Consider the following 15137-nt stretch of genomic DNA (forward strand, 5'->3'; position numbering starts at 1 on the left):
CGGACGGGTGCAGCCGCCGGGCGTCAGCCGCCGCCGTCCACGGGGTCGACGGGCTCGCCGTCGTGGGTCCAGCCCTCGACCTGGAGGTCCTGCGCCGCCGGGGCCGACAGCAGGTCCGAGGGCCCGCCCTCCAGCGAGATCCCGTCCAGCTCGACCCCCTCGACCGGCTGCTCGCCGATGACGCCGACCTGGCGGCTGGCGCTCTCCCGCGTCCCCCGCACGTCGACGTCGCGCACGACGACGTCGGCCAGGGAGGAGTCGTCGCTGCCGTCGAAGAGGAGGACCGCGCCGTGGTCGGTCCCCTCGTCGGTGTTCGCGTCCGTCACCCGCCCGCCGTCGACGACGACGCCGCGGGTGTCCGTCGTGAAGTACGGGTCGCCCTCGGTCGCCACGTAGATCCCCGCGGCGGCCGTGCCGGAGACGTCGACGTCCGTCCACGTCACGTCCTCGCCGCCCACCACGGAGATCCCGCGGGCGTCGGTGCCGTCGACGACCGGCGAGTCGACCTCGATGCGGGCGCTGGGGGCGCCGTCCTGGGCGTAGGAGACGACGGCGACGCCGTCGTCCCCCGTGTCCTGCGTGCGGACGTCGACGAGCCGGCCGTCCGAGGAGCCCTGGGTGATGTGGATCCCGTCCGCCCTCGTGCCCTGGACGACGACACCGTCGAGGAGGAAGTCGCTCGACCCGCCGGCCACGAAGACCCCGGCGGCGGCCGACCCGCGGACGGTGACGTCGCGCAGCTCGACGCCGCGCGTCCCCTCCAGCAGCAGGCGCTGCTGCTCGAGCGCGTCCCACCGCCGCGTGGTCTGCGGGGTGGTGAGGGTGACGTCCGAGATCGTCACGTCGTCGCCCTCGACCCGGAAGGAGGAGCGCTCCTCGTCCGTGGCCCGCAGCTCGGCGTCGCCGGTGACCTCGACGTCCGGCACGGAGAGCACGAGGACGTCCGACGTCGCGTAGACGGCGCCGTCGGCGAGCTCGAGGCGCTGACCGGGCTCGAGCGCGTCGAGGGCCTCCTGCACCGCGGCGGTGTCGTCCGCGCTGCCGTCGCCGACGGCGCCGAAGTCCTCGGGACGGACCTCCTCGGGGCGGGTCGCCAGCCAGGCGACGACCGCCACGACGGCGAGCAGGACGACCGCCGCCGTCCCGACGAGCAGCGCCCGCCGGCGGCGACGCGGAGGGGCGGGGTCCGAGGCGCCGGGCGCCGGACGGGTGGTCGCCGCGCTCACCCGCCGCCACCGCGCAGGACCTCGCGCAGCGTCAGGAGCACGATCTTGGCGTCCAGCCACAGCGACCAGTTGGCGATGTAGTAGTTGTCGTAGCGCGAGCGGTCCTGGATCGAGGTGTCCCCCCGCAGCCCGTTGACCTGCGACCAGCCGGTGAGCCCGACCGGGACGCGGTGGCGGGCCCAGTAGCGGTCGTGGTCGCGGGAGAACTGGCGCACGAACGTCGGGCGCTCGGGCCGCGGGCCGACGAGGCTCATGTCCCCGCGCAGGATGTTGAACAGCTGCGGCAGCTCGTCGAGCGAGGTCTTGCGCAGGAACTTCCCGATGCCGGACAGCCGCGCGTCGTTCGCGATGTTCCAGTTGGTGCGGCTCTCCTCCTCGGTGGCGGGACGCATCGAGCGGAACTTCAGCACGGTGATGGGTCGGGACCACAGGCCCACGCGCTCCTGCCGGAACAGGACGGGGAAGCCGGAGTCGACGACGACGGCGACGGCGACGGCGAGCAGGACGGGCGACAGCACCAGGATCGCCAGCGCGGCCAGGCCCCGGTCGACGAGGCGCTTGACGAACCAGGTGGGCGAGGACATGACGTCCGTGCGCAGCCGCACGAGGGGCGTGCCGCGCAGGCTCTCGACGTCCTGCCCGTCGTGCTGCAGCTCGAACAGGCGCGGCACGACGAGGACCTCGCAGCCGTGGGAGGCCGCGACGATGACGCTGTCGACGACCTCCGCCTCCGGCTGGCTGGAGTAGGCGACCACGACGGTGTCCACCCGGTGGCGGTCGAGCGCCTCGTGCAGGCGGGATTCATCCTCCAGCAGGACGGGCACGTCCTGCTCGGCGCCGCGGCTGCGGCTGTGGCCGTCGATGAAGCCGACGGGCAGCAGCCCGCGCTCCGGGTGCTGCTGCATCGCCGCGACCAGGTCGCGGCCCACCGCCCCGGCGCCCAGCACCAGCGTCCGCCGCCGCGTGGACGGGTCGTGCCGGAACCGCCGGCGCAGCGCCGCGTACAGGCCGGCGCGCAGGACCGTCGTGACGAGGAGGAACAGCGCCAGGAACACCGTCGTCGGCGCCAGCAGCTGGGCGCTGCCCGCCAGGACGACCGAGATGCTCGCGACCCCGAGCGTCAGCACGGTGCTCTGCACGGCGCGGGGGAACTCGTCGAGGACGCTCAGCCCGAGCCGGCGCTGGTAGAGGCCCAGGGTCGTGCGGGCGAAGACGAGCAGGGCGGTCGTGAGCACCGCCATGAGGCTGTGCAGCTCGACGGCGAAGCCCGCCCCGACCGCGACGGCGAGGTCGACGCCGAGGGCGGCCACGGCGCGGACGTCGAAGGGCTGGCGGCGACGCCCGCCCGTCGCGGCGGCCGCGGCGAGCATGCCCTCCGCGTCGGCGCTGCGGGCGGTCTCCTCCCGGCCGGCGGAGCGCTCGACGATGCCCGCCAGACGGGAGGCGGCGCGGCTGCGCGGACCGGGGAGGAGGTCGCGGTGCGTGGTCGTGTCGGAGCGGTGGGCCGTGCTCGTGCGCGGGAAGCCCGGTGTCGGGCTCGCGGCGTCAGCCATGTCGAGGAGCCTCCGTGGAGCGAGAGTCGTGCTCTGATGCAGCGGCTTCCTCGACGCTCCGTATGACCCATGGTCACACGGGGGTCACGCCGCCGTCGAGAGAACCGCCGGTCCGACGCTCCGCGTCACCCGTGCGGGTGGACGGCCGCCCCTCGGGCGACCGCCCGTCACGCTGCGGGGTCGTGCGTCCGCCGGACGGCTGGTCGCCCCCGGTTCGGCCCGCGGGCCGTGCCGGATTGGTGGAGGTGCGCCCGCCTCGCGCGTGCCGGTCAGAACAGGACCGTGGCCAGGGTGCCGACCTCGCGGAAGCCGGCCCGCCGGTAGGCGGCGACGGCGGCGGTGTTGAAGTCGTTGACGTAGAGGCTGACGGCGACGCGTGACCGCTCGCGGGCGAGCGCCGCCACCGCGGCCGTCCCCGGCGCCGCCAGGCCGAGTCCTCGCAGCCGCGGGTCCACGAAGACCCCCTGCACCTGCACGGCGGTGGAGGACACGGCTCCGAGCTCGGCCTTGTAGGCGACGCGGCGCGCCGCCCGCGGCTCCAGCACGGGGTGCAGCTCGTCCCCCTCGCCCGCGTCCAGCCGGACGAAGGAGCGCCCCGCGCGGACGAGCTCGCCCACCCGGGCGCGGTAGGCGCGCCCGCCGTCGGCGGCGACGGGCGAGTACCCGACCTCCTCGGTGAACATCGCGACGCAGGCCGGGACGAGGACGTCGAGGTCCTCCTCGAGCGAGCGGCGCACCAGCGGGTCGGGCTCGACCGCCGCAGGTCCGTCGAGGACGAGCAGCGGCTGGCGCTCGCGCACCTCCCGGGCGCGGCCCCACGACGGCGAGAGCCGGTCCCAGAGCCCCAGGGCGGCCGGGGCCGCGCCCAGGATGGACGAGCAGCGGCGGCCCTGGGAGCGGGCGCGGGCCGCGAAGGAGTCCAGGGCGTCCTCGCCCGCCTCGACCGGGACGAGGTTCGCCCCGGACCAGCAGGCGGCCTCGAGCGAGCCAGGGCGACCGTGGCCCCAGACCTCGCCGCCGACACGGCGGGGGTCGAGCCCGTGCGCCTCGACCCGGCCGGCGACGAAGACGTTGGCGACGGGGTCGCGGGCGCACAGCGCGAGCAGCTCCTCGCGGTCGCCGTCGTCGAGCACCCTCGCCCCGGTCCGCAGCACGCCGGTCATCCCACCACCCCGCCGTCCGGGCCGCGCGCGACGCAGCGGGCCGCGGCGCAGCAGGGCGTCAGCGCAGCGGGCCGCCGCGGTCGGCGACGGAGGCGAGCAGCCGGTCGAGGACGGCGCCGCCGGAGGCCCGCAGCCCGTCGTGCTGCCACTCGTTGGTGACCCACACGTCGGTGGACCCGACGGCCCGGGCCGTGGTGAGCGACAGGTCCACGTCGACGTAGAGGTCGTCGTGGTAGGCCAGCGCCGCGAGGGGCACCTCGTTGGCCACGAGCACGTCGAGGTCGTAGAGCGGCTCCCAGTCGTCGGCCGCGTGCAGCAGCTCGGCGGCGCCGCGGAAGGGGCGCAGGGCGCGGGTCTCCTCCAGCTGCCAGGGGTAGGTCGTCTCCCCCAGCAGGCCCAGCGGGCGGGAGCCGGGGCGCAGGGCGTCCGGGAGCAGCCGCTGCGCCGCCCACGCCGTCGGCCCCTGCCCGCGCTCGCGGCCCTGGGCGTAGATGGACTCGTGCACGACGACGTAGAGCGGCCCGTCGGCGTGCGACGTCGCCTGCTCGACCGCGGCGAGGAAGGACGGCGCCAGCGGGCCGTCCGTGGGCGCGGGGCCGTCCCGGAAGGCCTCGTCGAGCATCCAGTGGAGCTCGTCGGAGCCGTCCCCGCGGCCCAGCGCGATGCCGAGCGACTGGAGCCGCCGCGTCGTCAGCCGGTCCCCCGACGGCAGCCGGACGTCCTCGGCGTCGAGCCGCTCGGCCAGCGCGTCCAGCAGCGGGCCGTCGCCCGGGAAGCGCGCCCGGTGGCGCTCGCCCCGCTCGAGGACCCGCGGGTACAGCCGCGCGTAGACCTCGTCCGCGCTCGCGGTCAGCCCGGCGAGGCCGCCGGTGACGTAGCAGGCGGCGAGGCCGTGCGGGGCGCGGGAGAGGTAGGTGAGGGTGAGGAACCCGCCGTAGCTCTGGCCGAGGGACTCCCAGCGCCGACCGCCGTAGACGGAGTGGCGCACGTGCTCGGCGTCCGCCACGACGGCGTCCGCGCGGTGGTGGCGCAGGTGCTCGGCGAGGGCGGCGTCCCGACCGGGTCCGGGGGGCCCGAGCTCGTCGACCCGGCTGGCGTCGACGCGGGTGCTGCGCCCGGTCCCCCGCTGGTCGAGCAGGACGACCCGGTGCGTGCGGGTCGCCCGCGCCAGCCAGCCCTGCCCGGGCACCGGCCTGGGCGACTTCCCGCCGGGACCGCCCTGGAGGAACAGGAGCACGGGCAGGTCGTCGTGCTCGCGGCGCACGTCGACGACCTCGCGCGCCAGCACCTGCAGCGTCGGGCCGGGGTCCGCGGCCGCGACGGGCCCGGTGGCCGGTACGGGACGCCCGTGCCCCACGTCCCACCGCAGGGGGACGTCGACGACGTGGTCGGTGACCGCGAGCCCGCGCAGGGCGGTCCGGGCGGACGAGCGCAGCGGCACGCTCAGCCCACGCGGACCGACGGCGCGCCCGCGCCCGCGGCCTCGCCCGCCGGCTCGCCCATCTCCTCGGCGAGGCGCTCGGCCTCGGCGATCAGCGTCTCGACGATCTGGTCCTCCGGCACGGTGCGGACGACCTCGCCCTTGACGAAGATCTGGCCCTTGCCGTTGCCGGAGGCGACGCCGAGGTCCGCCTCGCGGGCCTCCCCCGGGCCGTTGACGACGCAGCCCATGACGGCCACGCGCAGCGGCACGGTCATGCCCTCGAGCCCGGCCGTCACCTGGTCGGCGAGGGTGTAGACGTCCACCTGCGCGCGCCCGCAGGAGGGGCAGGAGACGATCTCCAGCTTGCGCGGGCGCAGGTTCAGCGACTGCAGGATCTGCGCACCGACCTTCACCTCCTCGACCGGCGGGGCCGACAGGGAGACCCGGATGGTGTCGCCGATCCCGCGCGACAGCAGCGCGCCGAAGGCCGTGGCGGACTTGATGGTGCCCTGGAAGGCTGGCCCGGCCTCGGTGACGCCGAGGTGCAGCGGCCAGTCGCCCCGCTCCGCGAGCAGCTCGTAGGCCCGCACCATGACGACCGGGTCGTTGTGCTTGACGGAGATCTTGAAGTCGTGGAAGTCGTGCTCCTCGAACAGCGACGCCTCCCAGACGGCGGACTCCACGAGCGCCTCGGGCGTCGCCTTCCCGTGCTTGTCCATGATCCGCTTGTCGAGCGAGCCGGCGTTGACCCCGATGCGGATGCTCACCCCGGCGTCCTTGGCGGCCTTCGCGATGGACGCCACCTGGTCGTCGAACTTGCGGATGTTGCCGGGGTTGACGCGCACCGCGGCGCAGCCGGCGTCGATCGCCGCGAAGACGTACTTCGGCTGGAAGTGGATGTCGGCGATCACCGGGATCTGCGACTTCTGCGCGATGGCGGGCAGCGCGTCGGCGTCGTCCTGGCTCGGGCAGGCGACCCGGACGATGTCGCAGCCCGTCGCCGTCAGCTCCGCGATCTGCTGCAGCGTCGCGTTGATGTCGGTCGTCGGCGTCGTCGTCATCGACTGGACGCTCACCGGCGCGTCCCCCCCGACGTCCACGGTGCCCACCTTGATCTTGCGGCTCCTGCGCCGCGGGGCCAGCACCGGCGGCGGGGCGGCGGGCATGCCGAGGGAGATCGGGACCGAAGGGCTCATGGGCGCAGTATCCCCCTCCGGCGGCCGGCTCTCCCTGAGCGGGCCGTGCGGTGCTGTCGCCGGGCTGGGGCCGGTCGGGCCGCGTGGCGCCCCGGGCACTGCCTCGGCGCGCGGTGGTCCGGTCACGGGAGGCGCGGGGCGCCGGCCTGACGTGCCCGGGGCGTCACCCGGCCCGACCTCTCGCGCGCGTGGCTCTGGCGCCGCGGCCGACCCGTCCCGCTCGTCCCGCGTCGCCGGAGGAGATGCTGCTGGGTCTAGGTCTGCATCAGCCCAGGAGCGGGTCAGCCCAGGAGCGGGTCAGCCCAGGAGCGAGATCGGGCGGACGATGTCGGCGTAGAGCAGGAGCACCGACATGGCGACGAGCAGGCCGCCGACGACGTAGGCGACGGGCATGAGGCGGGCGACGTCGAAGGGGCCGGGGTCGGGGCGGCGGCGCAGCGCGGCCACGCGGCGGCGCGCGCCCTCGTAGAGGGCCCCGGCGACGTGGCCGCCGTCCAGGGGCAGCAGCGGCAGCAGGTTGAAGACGAACAGCGCCATGTTGAGGCTGCCCATAATCGACACCAGCCCGGTCACCTTGTCCACGGAGGAGATCTGGTCGATGGCGGCGATCTCGCCGGAGAGACGACCGACGCCGACGATGCCGATGGGCCCGTCCGGGTCCCGCGGCGCGTCGCCGAAGGCGGCCTGCGCGACGTCGATCATCCGCACCGGGAGGGTCACGACGACCGAGGCCGTGCCCGTGAAGGCGTCGAGGACGACGCCCGGGACGTCGGACAGCGGCTGGGCGGGCTGCACCTGCTCGGGGCGGACGCCGATGAAGCCGACCTCCTCCGTCAGGGGCCGGCCGTCGTCCGCCAGGAGCACCTCGCCGTCCTCGTCGACGCGCGCGACCCGCGTCGCGATCGGCGTGATGGTCGTCGTGACCTCCCGGCCGTCACGCTCGACGACGAGCGGGACGCGGCGGCCCGCGGCGTCCCGGATGTCGTCGCGGACGGCGTCCCACCCGGTCACGGGGCGCCCGTCGAAGGAGACGAGCCGGTCCCCCGCGAGCAGGCCGGCCTCGGCGGCGGGCGTGGGCGGGGCGTCCTCGGGGCAGGTGTCCCGGCCGGTGCCGGCCGGCAGGACGCACTCCTGCACCACGGCGACGGTCGTCGTCGGCACGACGACGGTGCCCGCGGTGACGGCCACCCCGCCCAGCAGCGCCACCGCCAGGAGGAGGTTCATGGCGGGCCCGCCGAGCATGACGACGACCCGCTTCCAGACCGGCAGGCGCCAGAAGACGCGGTGGTCGTCGTCGGGGCCGACCTCCTCGGCGGACAGGCGGCGGGCGTCGTCGGCCATCGTCTGGAAGATCCCGGTCGAGGACTCCCGGACGACGGAGGGGTCCTCCCCGCGGTGCGGCGGGAACATGCCGAGCATCCGGATGTACCCGCCCAGCGGGACGCCCTTGACCCCGTACTCGGTCTCGCCCCGGCGCCGCGACCACACCGTCGGGCCGAAGCCGACCATGTACTGGGTGACCTTGACGCCGAAGCGCTTCGCCGGCACGAGGTGGCCGATCTCGTGGAGCGCGATCGAGGCCGCCAGCCCGAGGGCGAACACGAGCACCGCGACCACGGCGAGGACGACCGTCCCGACGGACCAGGTGATCGTCAGGCCGCTGCCGGCGGTCGCCGCGGCGAGCACCGTGCCGCCGGTCACCGGCCCGCCCCGGCGCTCGTCGCGGTGCCGAGCAGCTCGTGCGCCCGGGCCCGGGCCCAGCGCTCCGCGGCGAGGACGTCGTCCAGGGCGAGCCGCCCGTCGGGGACGCCGGCCGAGGCGTCCGGGGCCGAGGCGGCGTCGTCGACCACCCGCGCCACGGTGTCGACGATGCTCGTGAAGCGGGCCCTGCCGGCGAGGAAGGCCTCGACGCACTCCTCGTTCGCGGCGTTGTAGACGGCCGGGGCGGTGCCGCCGGCGGCACCGACCTCCCGGGCCAGGCGCACGGCCGGGAAGGCGTCGTCGTCGAGCGGCTCGAAGTCCCAGCTCTGCGCCCGGGTCCAGTCGCAGCCCGGACCGGCGTCCGGCACCCGGTCGGGCCAGCCCAGGCCGAGGGCCACGGGGATGAGCATGCTCGGCGGCGAGGCCTGGGCGAGCGTCGCGCCGTCGACGAACTCGACCATGGAGTGCACGACCTGCTGCGGGTGGACGACGACGTCGACACGGCTCATCGGCACGCCGAAGAGCAGGTGGGCCTCGACGACCTCGAGCCCCTTGTTGACGAGGGTCGCCGAGTTCGTCGTGATGACCCGGCCCATCGCGAAGTTGGGGTGCGCGAGCGCCTGCTCGGGCGTGACGCCCTCGAGCTGCGCGCGGGTCCGGCCGCGGAAGGGGCCGCCGCTGGCGGTGAGGACGAGGCGACGCACCTCGTCGGCGCGTCCGCCGCGCAGGCACTGGGCGATCGCCGAGTGCTCGGAGTCCACGGGCACGACGGCACGCGCCATCCCCCCCGCCCGCTCGGCGGCGGACAGCACCAGCGGGCCGCCGACGACGAGCGACTCCTTGTTGGCGAGCGCGAGGACCGCCCCCTCGGCGGCCCCGCCGGGCGCCGCGGCCTCGAGCGCGGCCAGGGAGGGGGCCAGGCCCACGCTGCCGGTGATGCCGTTGAGGACGACGTCGGCGGGCAGGGCGGCGGTCCGGACGACGGCGTCCGCCCCGGCGTCGACCTCGGGCGACCAGCCCGTCCGCCCGGCCGCACGGGCGGCGGCGGCGAGGTGCTCCCGCAGGGCGGGCAGCGCCGCCTCGTCGGCGACGGCGACGTGCTCGGCCCCGGTGGCGAGCGCCTGGCGGGCCAGCAGCGCGGGGTCGGACCCGCCGGCGGCGAGCGCGGTGACGCGGAAGCGCTCCGGCGCGGCCGCGACGACGGCGAGCGCCTGCACGCCGATCGAGCCCGTCGAGCCGAGGACGACGACCCGGCGCTGCGCGGGCCCGCCCCGCTCCGGTGCGGCGGGGTCGGACGGCGGCGTGCTCACGTCCGGCATGGTGCCACCGGCACCTGGGCGCCCTTCGGCGCTCCGGCAGCACTACGGTCGCGAGCACCGTGGCGGGGGCCTCCGAGCACGTCGCCGGCGGTCCAGGGCGGCGGCCCGACCGGGGTGCTCGGAGCGTGCGGTGGTCCTCGCAGCGCCGTCACAGCAGGTCGGCGTCGCGCGCGAGCACGGCGAGCTGCACGCGCCCCTCGAGGTCCAGGCGCGTCAGCAGCCGCGAGACGTGCGCCTTGACGGTCGCGGGAGACAGGTGCAGCTCGGCGCCGACCTCGGCGTTCGAGAGCCCTCGCCCGACGCCGGCGACGACGTCGCGCTCGCGCGGGCTGAGGCCGGCGACGACGGCCCGTGCACGGTCGTCGCCGCTCTCCCGGACGGCGCGGGCGATGAGCAGCCGCGTCACGGACGGCGAGAGGACGGGCGCGCCCGCGACGGCCGTGCGCAGCCCCTCGACGAGGAGCGCCGGCGGGGTGTCCTTGAGGAGGAAGCCGGCGGCCCCCGCGCGCAGGGCCCGCAGGACGTGGTCGTCGGCGTCGAACGTGGTCAGGACGACGACCACCGGTCGGTGCCCGTCCCGCGGGCCGCGCAGCAGGAGCTCCTCGGTGGCGGCGAGGCCGTCGGTGCCGGGCATCCGGATGTCCATGAGCACGACGTCCGGCTCGAGGTCGCGGGCCGCGGCCACGGCCCGGGCGCCGTCGACGGCCTCCCCGACGACCTCGACGTCGTCCGCCCCGGCGAGCACCATCCGGAGGGCGGACCGGACGAGGGCGTCGTCGTCGACGAGCAGCACCCGCAGGCTCACGCGCCGGACCCCTCGGGCGTCGGGGCCGGGTCGCCGCCGGGGCCCGCGGCGACCGGGTGCCCCGCCCCGGGCAGCAGGACGGCGAGGCGGAAGCCGCCGTCGGGCGTGGCGCCGTGCTCGACGTGGCCGCCCAGCAGGGCCGCCCGCTCGGCGACGCCGAGCAGCCCGCTGCCCCGCCCCCCGAGCGGGGCGCGCGGGGCACCCGCGGCCCGCGGGGGGCGGTCGTTGCGCACCGCGACGGCGACGTCCCCATCACCGGGTGCCACGCGGACCGTCACGAGGACGGGGGCGCCCGGCGCGTGGCGGCGGGCGTTGGTGAGCCCCTCCTGCACCACCCGGTACGCCGCCCGACCTGTCGCCGCGGGGACGGTCGCGAGCTCGCCGTCCACGGCGAGGCGGACCGGCGAGCCCGAGGCGGCCGCGGCCTCGTCGACGAGCGCGGCGACCTCGGGCAGCGCGGGCCGGGGACGCAGGCCGGCGCCGTCCTCGACGTCCTCGACGCGGCCGTCGTCGGACGCGGCGCGCAGGACGCCGAGGACGTCCCGCAGCTCCTGCAGCGCCTGGTGCGCGCTCTCCCGGACGACACCGGCCGCTCCCGCCACCTCGCCACCGGCGGCGCCCACCCGGTACTCCAGGGCCCCGGCGTGGAGCGCGAGCACCGAGAGGCGGTGCGCCAGCACGTCGTGCATCTCGCGGGCGATCCGCCTGCGCTCGCGGTCGCGCGCCTGCTCGGCGTGCCGCGCCAGGTCGGCCTCGGCCCGGTGGGCCCGCTCTCGCGCCTCGACGAGCAGCTGGCGCCGGGCACCGACGTAGAGGCCGACACCGGCCGTGGCGCCCAGCAGCAGCGCGGCGACCGTGACGAGGACGGAGGTGCTCTCGAGCCACGCCGCCCACGGCAGCGTCCGGCGCAGGGCGAGCGTGGCCGTGTACCCGAGCAGGAGCACGCCCGCCGCCACGAGCGTCCGGCGCCAGCTGCTGCGGACGGCGACGCCGAGGAGCACCACCAGGGCCGCGACCTGCACCGGTTGGCCGGTGGGCATGAGGGACGCCGTCCCGGCCGTCACGAGCAGGGGCGCCCGTCGCCGCAGGAGCAGCAGCACGACGACGACGGCGGCGGTCGCGAGCCGTGGTGCCACCTCCTCGCGCGGCTCGATCCCCAGCGAGAAGGTCATCGAGAGCGCCGGGAGGCCCACGACGACCACCTCACGCACGGCCCGCCGCCGCTGTGGCCGGTCCGTGGGCGGGTCCCCCCGGTCCTCGGGATCGGGTCGGTCGTCGGCACGCGCGTCGGCACAGCGCGACGGTAGGACGCCGCGTCGGCCGCGCGCTGCGTCCGGACGGCTACGGACCCGGTCCGGTCGGACCTCCTCCGCCCTGCCTCGGGCGGCCGCGACGAGGGAGCGGTCCGGACGGCGGGACGTCTCCCCCGCCCGGCCCGCGCGCGAGCGCCCCGCGGCCCTGCCGCGACGGCCGTACGGCCGACGACGCGGTCCGGGCCTGCTGCAGAGCGTCGAGGGCATGAACCAGGACCTGCCCACCACCGTCGGCCCCCGTGCCCCGCGCCCGGTCGCCCGACGCCGCGCCGCCGTGGCGCCCGCTCCCGCCCTGCCGCCCGCTCCCGCCCGGCCGCCCGCGCTCGTCCTGCCGCCCGCGCTCGTCCGGCGCCGCGCCGCGGCGGGTCTGGGGGCCCTCACCGCTCTCGCAGCGCTGGCGGTCCTCTGGGTCGCGCGCCTGCAGGTGGACGGGGAGGGCGTCTACGTCAGCCAGCTGGGCGCCGACGGCATGCCGACGGCGGCCGCCTTCAACACCGCGCTGCTCGCGCTGGCCGTGGGAGGCGGGCTCGTCGCCTGGTCCGTCCGCGGTCACCGCGCCTGCGAGCCCCTGCTGAGGACGTGGTCGACGAGCGCCACGCTCGCCGCCGCGTGCCTCGCCTTCGCCGCCGCCTCCCGCGTGACCTGCACGGCCGGGTGCCCGGTCCCGCTCACGACCGGCGCGACCGCGCAGGACCTCGTCCACACGAGCTCCGCCGTCGTCGGCTTCGGCGCGGCGGCCTGGGCGATGCTGCAGGTCGGGTGGTCCGCCTGCTCCCGGGCCCTGCGACGGGCCTCGCGCGGTGCGGCGGCCGCCGTCGGCGGGGCCGCGGCCGCGGGCGGCCTGCTGTCCGTCGCCGGCCTCGGCACGGACGTCGGCGCGGCGCTGGAGCACCTCGCCACCACGGTGGCCGTCCTGTGGCTGCCCGTGCTCGCCGCCGGGGCCGCCGGCACCGGGCTGCTCGACCAGCTCACGGCGGAGACCCTCGGGCGGTCACGGGCGGCCGACCTGCGGTGGTCGGGGTCGCGGCCGCGGGCGACGTCCGCCGCCGTGACGCCGACCCGCCGGTGAGCACCGTCCGGCGAAGGGGTCGCGGTCGCACAGGGCCGGCTCGAGACGGAGGCGGCCGGCGTCGACGCCCGGTCCGTGCTCTCGGCCGGCGTCGGGCACCAGGTCGGGGACGCCCCGGACGCTGTGGTGCGCCACCGGCTCCAGGCCCGCGTCGACGTGGGCGGCCTCCACGCGTCGGCGCCCCAGCCGACGGGCGGCGTGGTCGACGGTCGCCGAGCACCTCGAGGTCACCTGTCCCGCTGCTCGCGGCGAGTGGCATGCTCGGCGGCGTCAGGTGTCTGCCTGGCCGCATCGAGACCGCCCGGCCAGGGAGCCTGCGCGCCGTCCGCTGCGTCGTCAGCGTCGTCGCCGTGGTGGCTCCTGACGTGAGACCCAGCGCCCTCGAGCGCTGGCGACCCTTCACGTCCGGCCGGGCCGCGAGAGGCCTCCGCCCGTGTCGACGACGTCCCCGAGCTCTGACTCGCCCTCTGTGCCTGCCGTGCAGGGCGACGGCTCCTACCGCGCGCTGCTGGCCCTGCCCGGTGCGGCCGGATTCTTCTTCGCCGCGAACAGCGGCCGGGTCGGTGTGGCCGCCACCGGCCTGGGCTTGATCTGGCTCGTCACCGGGACTGGTGGCGCCTTCGCCGTCGCGGGCCTCGTCGTCGGCGCCTTCGCCGCCGCCGAGGCGCTCATCGGCCCGCAGGTCGCGCGACTGGTCGACCGGTGGGGGCAGACCCGCGTCCTGCCGTGGGTCCTCACCGTCCACGCCGCGGCCGTGGTGGCGACGGTGACCGCCGTGCTCGCAGGGTCCCCCGTCGTCGTCCTGCTCATGGCCGGCGCGGTCGCCGGCGCCAGCACCCCCCAGCTCGGGGCGCTGTCCACGGCCAGGTGGGCCGCCCTGCTGGCCGACCGTCGCGGGTGGTTGCCGCGCGCCTTCGCCCTGGAGTCCCTGGCCAACGCGGTCGCCTTCCTCCTCGGCCCGGTCCTGGTCAGCGTGGCCGCGACCACCGGGCCCGCGTGGGCCGGCACGGCAGGTGCGGCCGTCGTGGTCGTCGGCGGCGGCTCAGCGCTGGCGCTCCAGCCCCGCACCGCGCCCCCCGTCGCGACACCGACCACCGGCCCGTGCACCGGTGACGGGCGGAGCAGCGGGCACGCCGTCGGCCACGGCCTGCGCAGTGCTCGCCTCGCGCTGCTGGTCACCCTCACCGGGGTGCTGGGACTGCACTTCGGTGCGGTGACGCTGTCGATGACCGCCTGGGCCACCGAGCAGGGCAGCGCAGCGACGGCCACGGGCTTGATCGGGGCCTCCAGCGCAGCGGGCCCGATCGGAGCCTGGGCGTACGGCCTGCGCCGCTGGCAGGCGCCGCCCGTCGTCCAGCTCTGCTGCGCTGCCGCGGTCATGGCGCTCGGCTGCGCCGGCGCGGCCGCCGTCAGCGGCCTCGACGACCACGACGCACCCCTGGTGACGCGGGCACTCGCCCTCGGCGCCTGCATCGCCCTGACCGGCGTCATGGTGCCCGTGGTCGTCGTGCAGCTGACCGTCCTGACCGAAGCCGGTCTGGCCCGGGCGGTCCTGACCCAAGCGCTGACGTGGGCCAGCTCGGCCAGCGCCGCCGGCAGCGCCGCCGCAGGAGCGCTGGCCGGCGTCCTCATCGACACAGTCGGCGCCCGGGGCGGCTTCGCGCTCCTGACCGCCGTCAGCACCTGCCTGCTCGTGCTCGCCCTCACCAGCCGACGACGACTCGGCTGACTGCGAGCAGCACCACTGCTGCGGCCAGGGACAGCAGGAGCAGGGTCATCCGCACGGCCGCGGTACCGGGACGTCGGCGTCGTCCGCGGCGCCGAGGTCTAGCGTCGGCGCGTGGCCAGGAGGAACTACCTCGTCGACGGCGTCTCCACCAGCGGCAAGACCTCCGTCGGCGAGGAGCTGGAGCGTCGTGGCCACCACGTCGTCCACGGCGACAGAGAGCTGGCCTACCGCGGGGACCCGGCCACCGGCGCACCGGTCGACGTCGGCGGCCACGAGCACCACCTCTGGGACGTGGCCCAGGTCGAGGCCCTCGTCGCCGACGAGCACCACGAGGCGACGTTCGTCTGCGGGGGCTCCCGCAACGTCCCGACGTTCGTCGATCTCTTCGACGCCGTCTTCGTCCTCACCGTCGACCGCGACACCCTCGCCCGGCGCCTCGACCACCGCCCCGAGGGGGAGTTCGGCGCGCGGCCGGCTGAGCGCGAGCTGGTGGAACGGCTCCACCGGTCCGGGCAGGCCACGCCCGACGGCATCGCCGTCGACGCCACCGCACCGCTGGCGCGCGTCGTCGACGACATCCTGCTCAGGACGCGAGCTCGGCGATGAGCGACCGGCGCTCCGGCGGACGTCCGAGGACGTC

The 15137-nt window shown here is 76.8% G+C and carries 12 protein-coding genes; 3 read left to right on the forward strand and 9 right to left on the reverse strand.

Going from position 1 to position 15137, the window contains the following annotated elements:
- Positions 1–23 precede the first annotated feature (23 nt).
- The 9 genes from WDZ17_RS08415 to WDZ17_RS08455 form a co-directional block, all read right to left on the reverse strand.
- Positions 24–1226, reverse strand: a complete 1203-nt coding sequence (locus tag WDZ17_RS08415; RefSeq protein WP_339574699.1) for a right-handed parallel beta-helix repeat-containing protein — start codon at positions 1224–1226, stop codon at positions 24–26.
- The gene (locus WDZ17_RS08420; RefSeq protein ID WP_339574700.1) at positions 1223–2779 is read right to left on the reverse strand and encodes a sugar transferase; all 1557 of its coding nucleotides are present in this window, start codon (positions 2777–2779) and stop codon (positions 1223–1225) included. The genes WDZ17_RS08415 and WDZ17_RS08420 overlap by 4 nt, the downstream gene beginning before the upstream one ends.
- Before the next feature lie 269 nt (positions 2780–3048).
- The gene (locus WDZ17_RS08425) at positions 3049–3933 is read right to left on the reverse strand and encodes a GNAT family N-acetyltransferase (protein WP_422631903.1); all 885 of its coding nucleotides are present in this window, start codon (positions 3931–3933) and stop codon (positions 3049–3051) included.
- A 67-nt stretch (positions 3934–4000) separates the two neighbouring features.
- Complete coding sequence (locus tag WDZ17_RS08430; RefSeq protein ID WP_422631904.1) at positions 4001–5377, reverse strand: alpha/beta fold hydrolase; 1377 nt, start codon at positions 5375–5377, stop codon at positions 4001–4003.
- A gap of 8 nt (positions 5378–5385) precedes the next feature.
- Positions 5386–6561 carry a flavodoxin-dependent (E)-4-hydroxy-3-methylbut-2-enyl-diphosphate synthase gene (gene ispG, locus WDZ17_RS08435; protein WP_339574703.1) on the reverse strand — a complete coding sequence of 392 codons (1176 nt, stop codon included), beginning with the start codon at positions 6559–6561 and terminating at the stop codon, positions 5386–5388.
- Positions 6562–6858: 297 nt separating this feature from the next.
- A complete protein-coding gene (locus WDZ17_RS08440; protein WP_422631905.1) occupies positions 6859–8211 on the reverse strand; it encodes a M50 family metallopeptidase in 1353 nt (450 codons plus the stop codon).
- Between the two features lie 47 nt (positions 8212–8258).
- Positions 8259–9581, reverse strand: a complete 1323-nt coding sequence (gene dxr / locus WDZ17_RS08445; protein WP_422631900.1) for a 1-deoxy-D-xylulose-5-phosphate reductoisomerase — start codon at positions 9579–9581, stop codon at positions 8259–8261.
- 148 nt (positions 9582–9729) lie between these two features.
- A complete protein-coding gene (locus tag WDZ17_RS08450; RefSeq protein ID WP_422631906.1) occupies positions 9730–10329 on the reverse strand; it encodes a response regulator in 600 nt (199 codons plus the stop codon).
- 53 nt (positions 10330–10382) lie between these two features.
- Positions 10383–11579, reverse strand: a complete 1197-nt coding sequence (locus WDZ17_RS08455; RefSeq protein WP_339574707.1) for a sensor histidine kinase — start codon at positions 11577–11579, stop codon at positions 10383–10385.
- A gap of 325 nt (positions 11580–11904) precedes the next feature.
- Here WDZ17_RS08455 and WDZ17_RS08460 point away from each other — a divergent pair, with 325 nt between their 5' ends.
- From WDZ17_RS08460 to WDZ17_RS08470, 3 genes are all read left to right on the forward strand, one after another.
- Complete coding sequence (locus WDZ17_RS08460; protein WP_339574708.1) at positions 11905–12768, forward strand: DUF998 domain-containing protein; 864 nt, start codon at positions 11905–11907, stop codon at positions 12766–12768.
- Positions 12769–13237: 469 nt separating this feature from the next.
- A complete protein-coding gene (locus tag WDZ17_RS08465) occupies positions 13238–14497 on the forward strand; it encodes an MFS transporter (protein WP_339574709.1) in 1260 nt (419 codons plus the stop codon).
- Positions 14498–14608: 111 nt separating this feature from the next.
- On the forward strand, positions 14609–15103 hold the full coding sequence (locus WDZ17_RS08470) for an AAA family ATPase (RefSeq protein WP_339574710.1): 495 nt from the start codon (positions 14609–14611) through the stop codon (positions 15101–15103).
- The last annotated feature ends 34 nt before the right edge of the window (positions 15104–15137 follow it).

This window comes from Pseudokineococcus basanitobsidens (assembly GCF_037482545.1).
Classification (GTDB): Bacteria; Actinomycetota; Actinomycetes; order Actinomycetales; family Quadrisphaeraceae; genus Pseudokineococcus; species Pseudokineococcus basanitobsidens.

Bases quoted from the DNA above. Each gene is read 5' to 3' on its own strand.
- WDZ17_RS08420 (WP_339574700.1), bottom strand. From the start codon at position 2,779: ATGGCTGACGCCGCGAGCCCGACACCGGGCTTCCCGCGCACGAGCACG.
- ispG (WP_339574703.1), bottom strand. From the start codon at position 6,561: ATGAGCCCTTCGGTCCCGATCTCCCTCGGCATGCCCGCCGCCCCGCCG.
- dxr (WP_422631900.1), bottom strand. From the start codon at position 9,581: ATGCCGGACGTGAGCACGCCGCCGTCCGACCCCGCCGCACCGGAGCGG.
- WDZ17_RS08450 (WP_422631906.1), bottom strand. From the start codon at position 10,329: ATGGTGCTCGCCGGGGCGGACGACGTCGAGGTCGTCGGGGAGGCCGTC.
- WDZ17_RS08460 (WP_339574708.1), top strand. From the start codon at position 11,905: ATGAACCAGGACCTGCCCACCACCGTCGGCCCCCGTGCCCCGCGCCCG.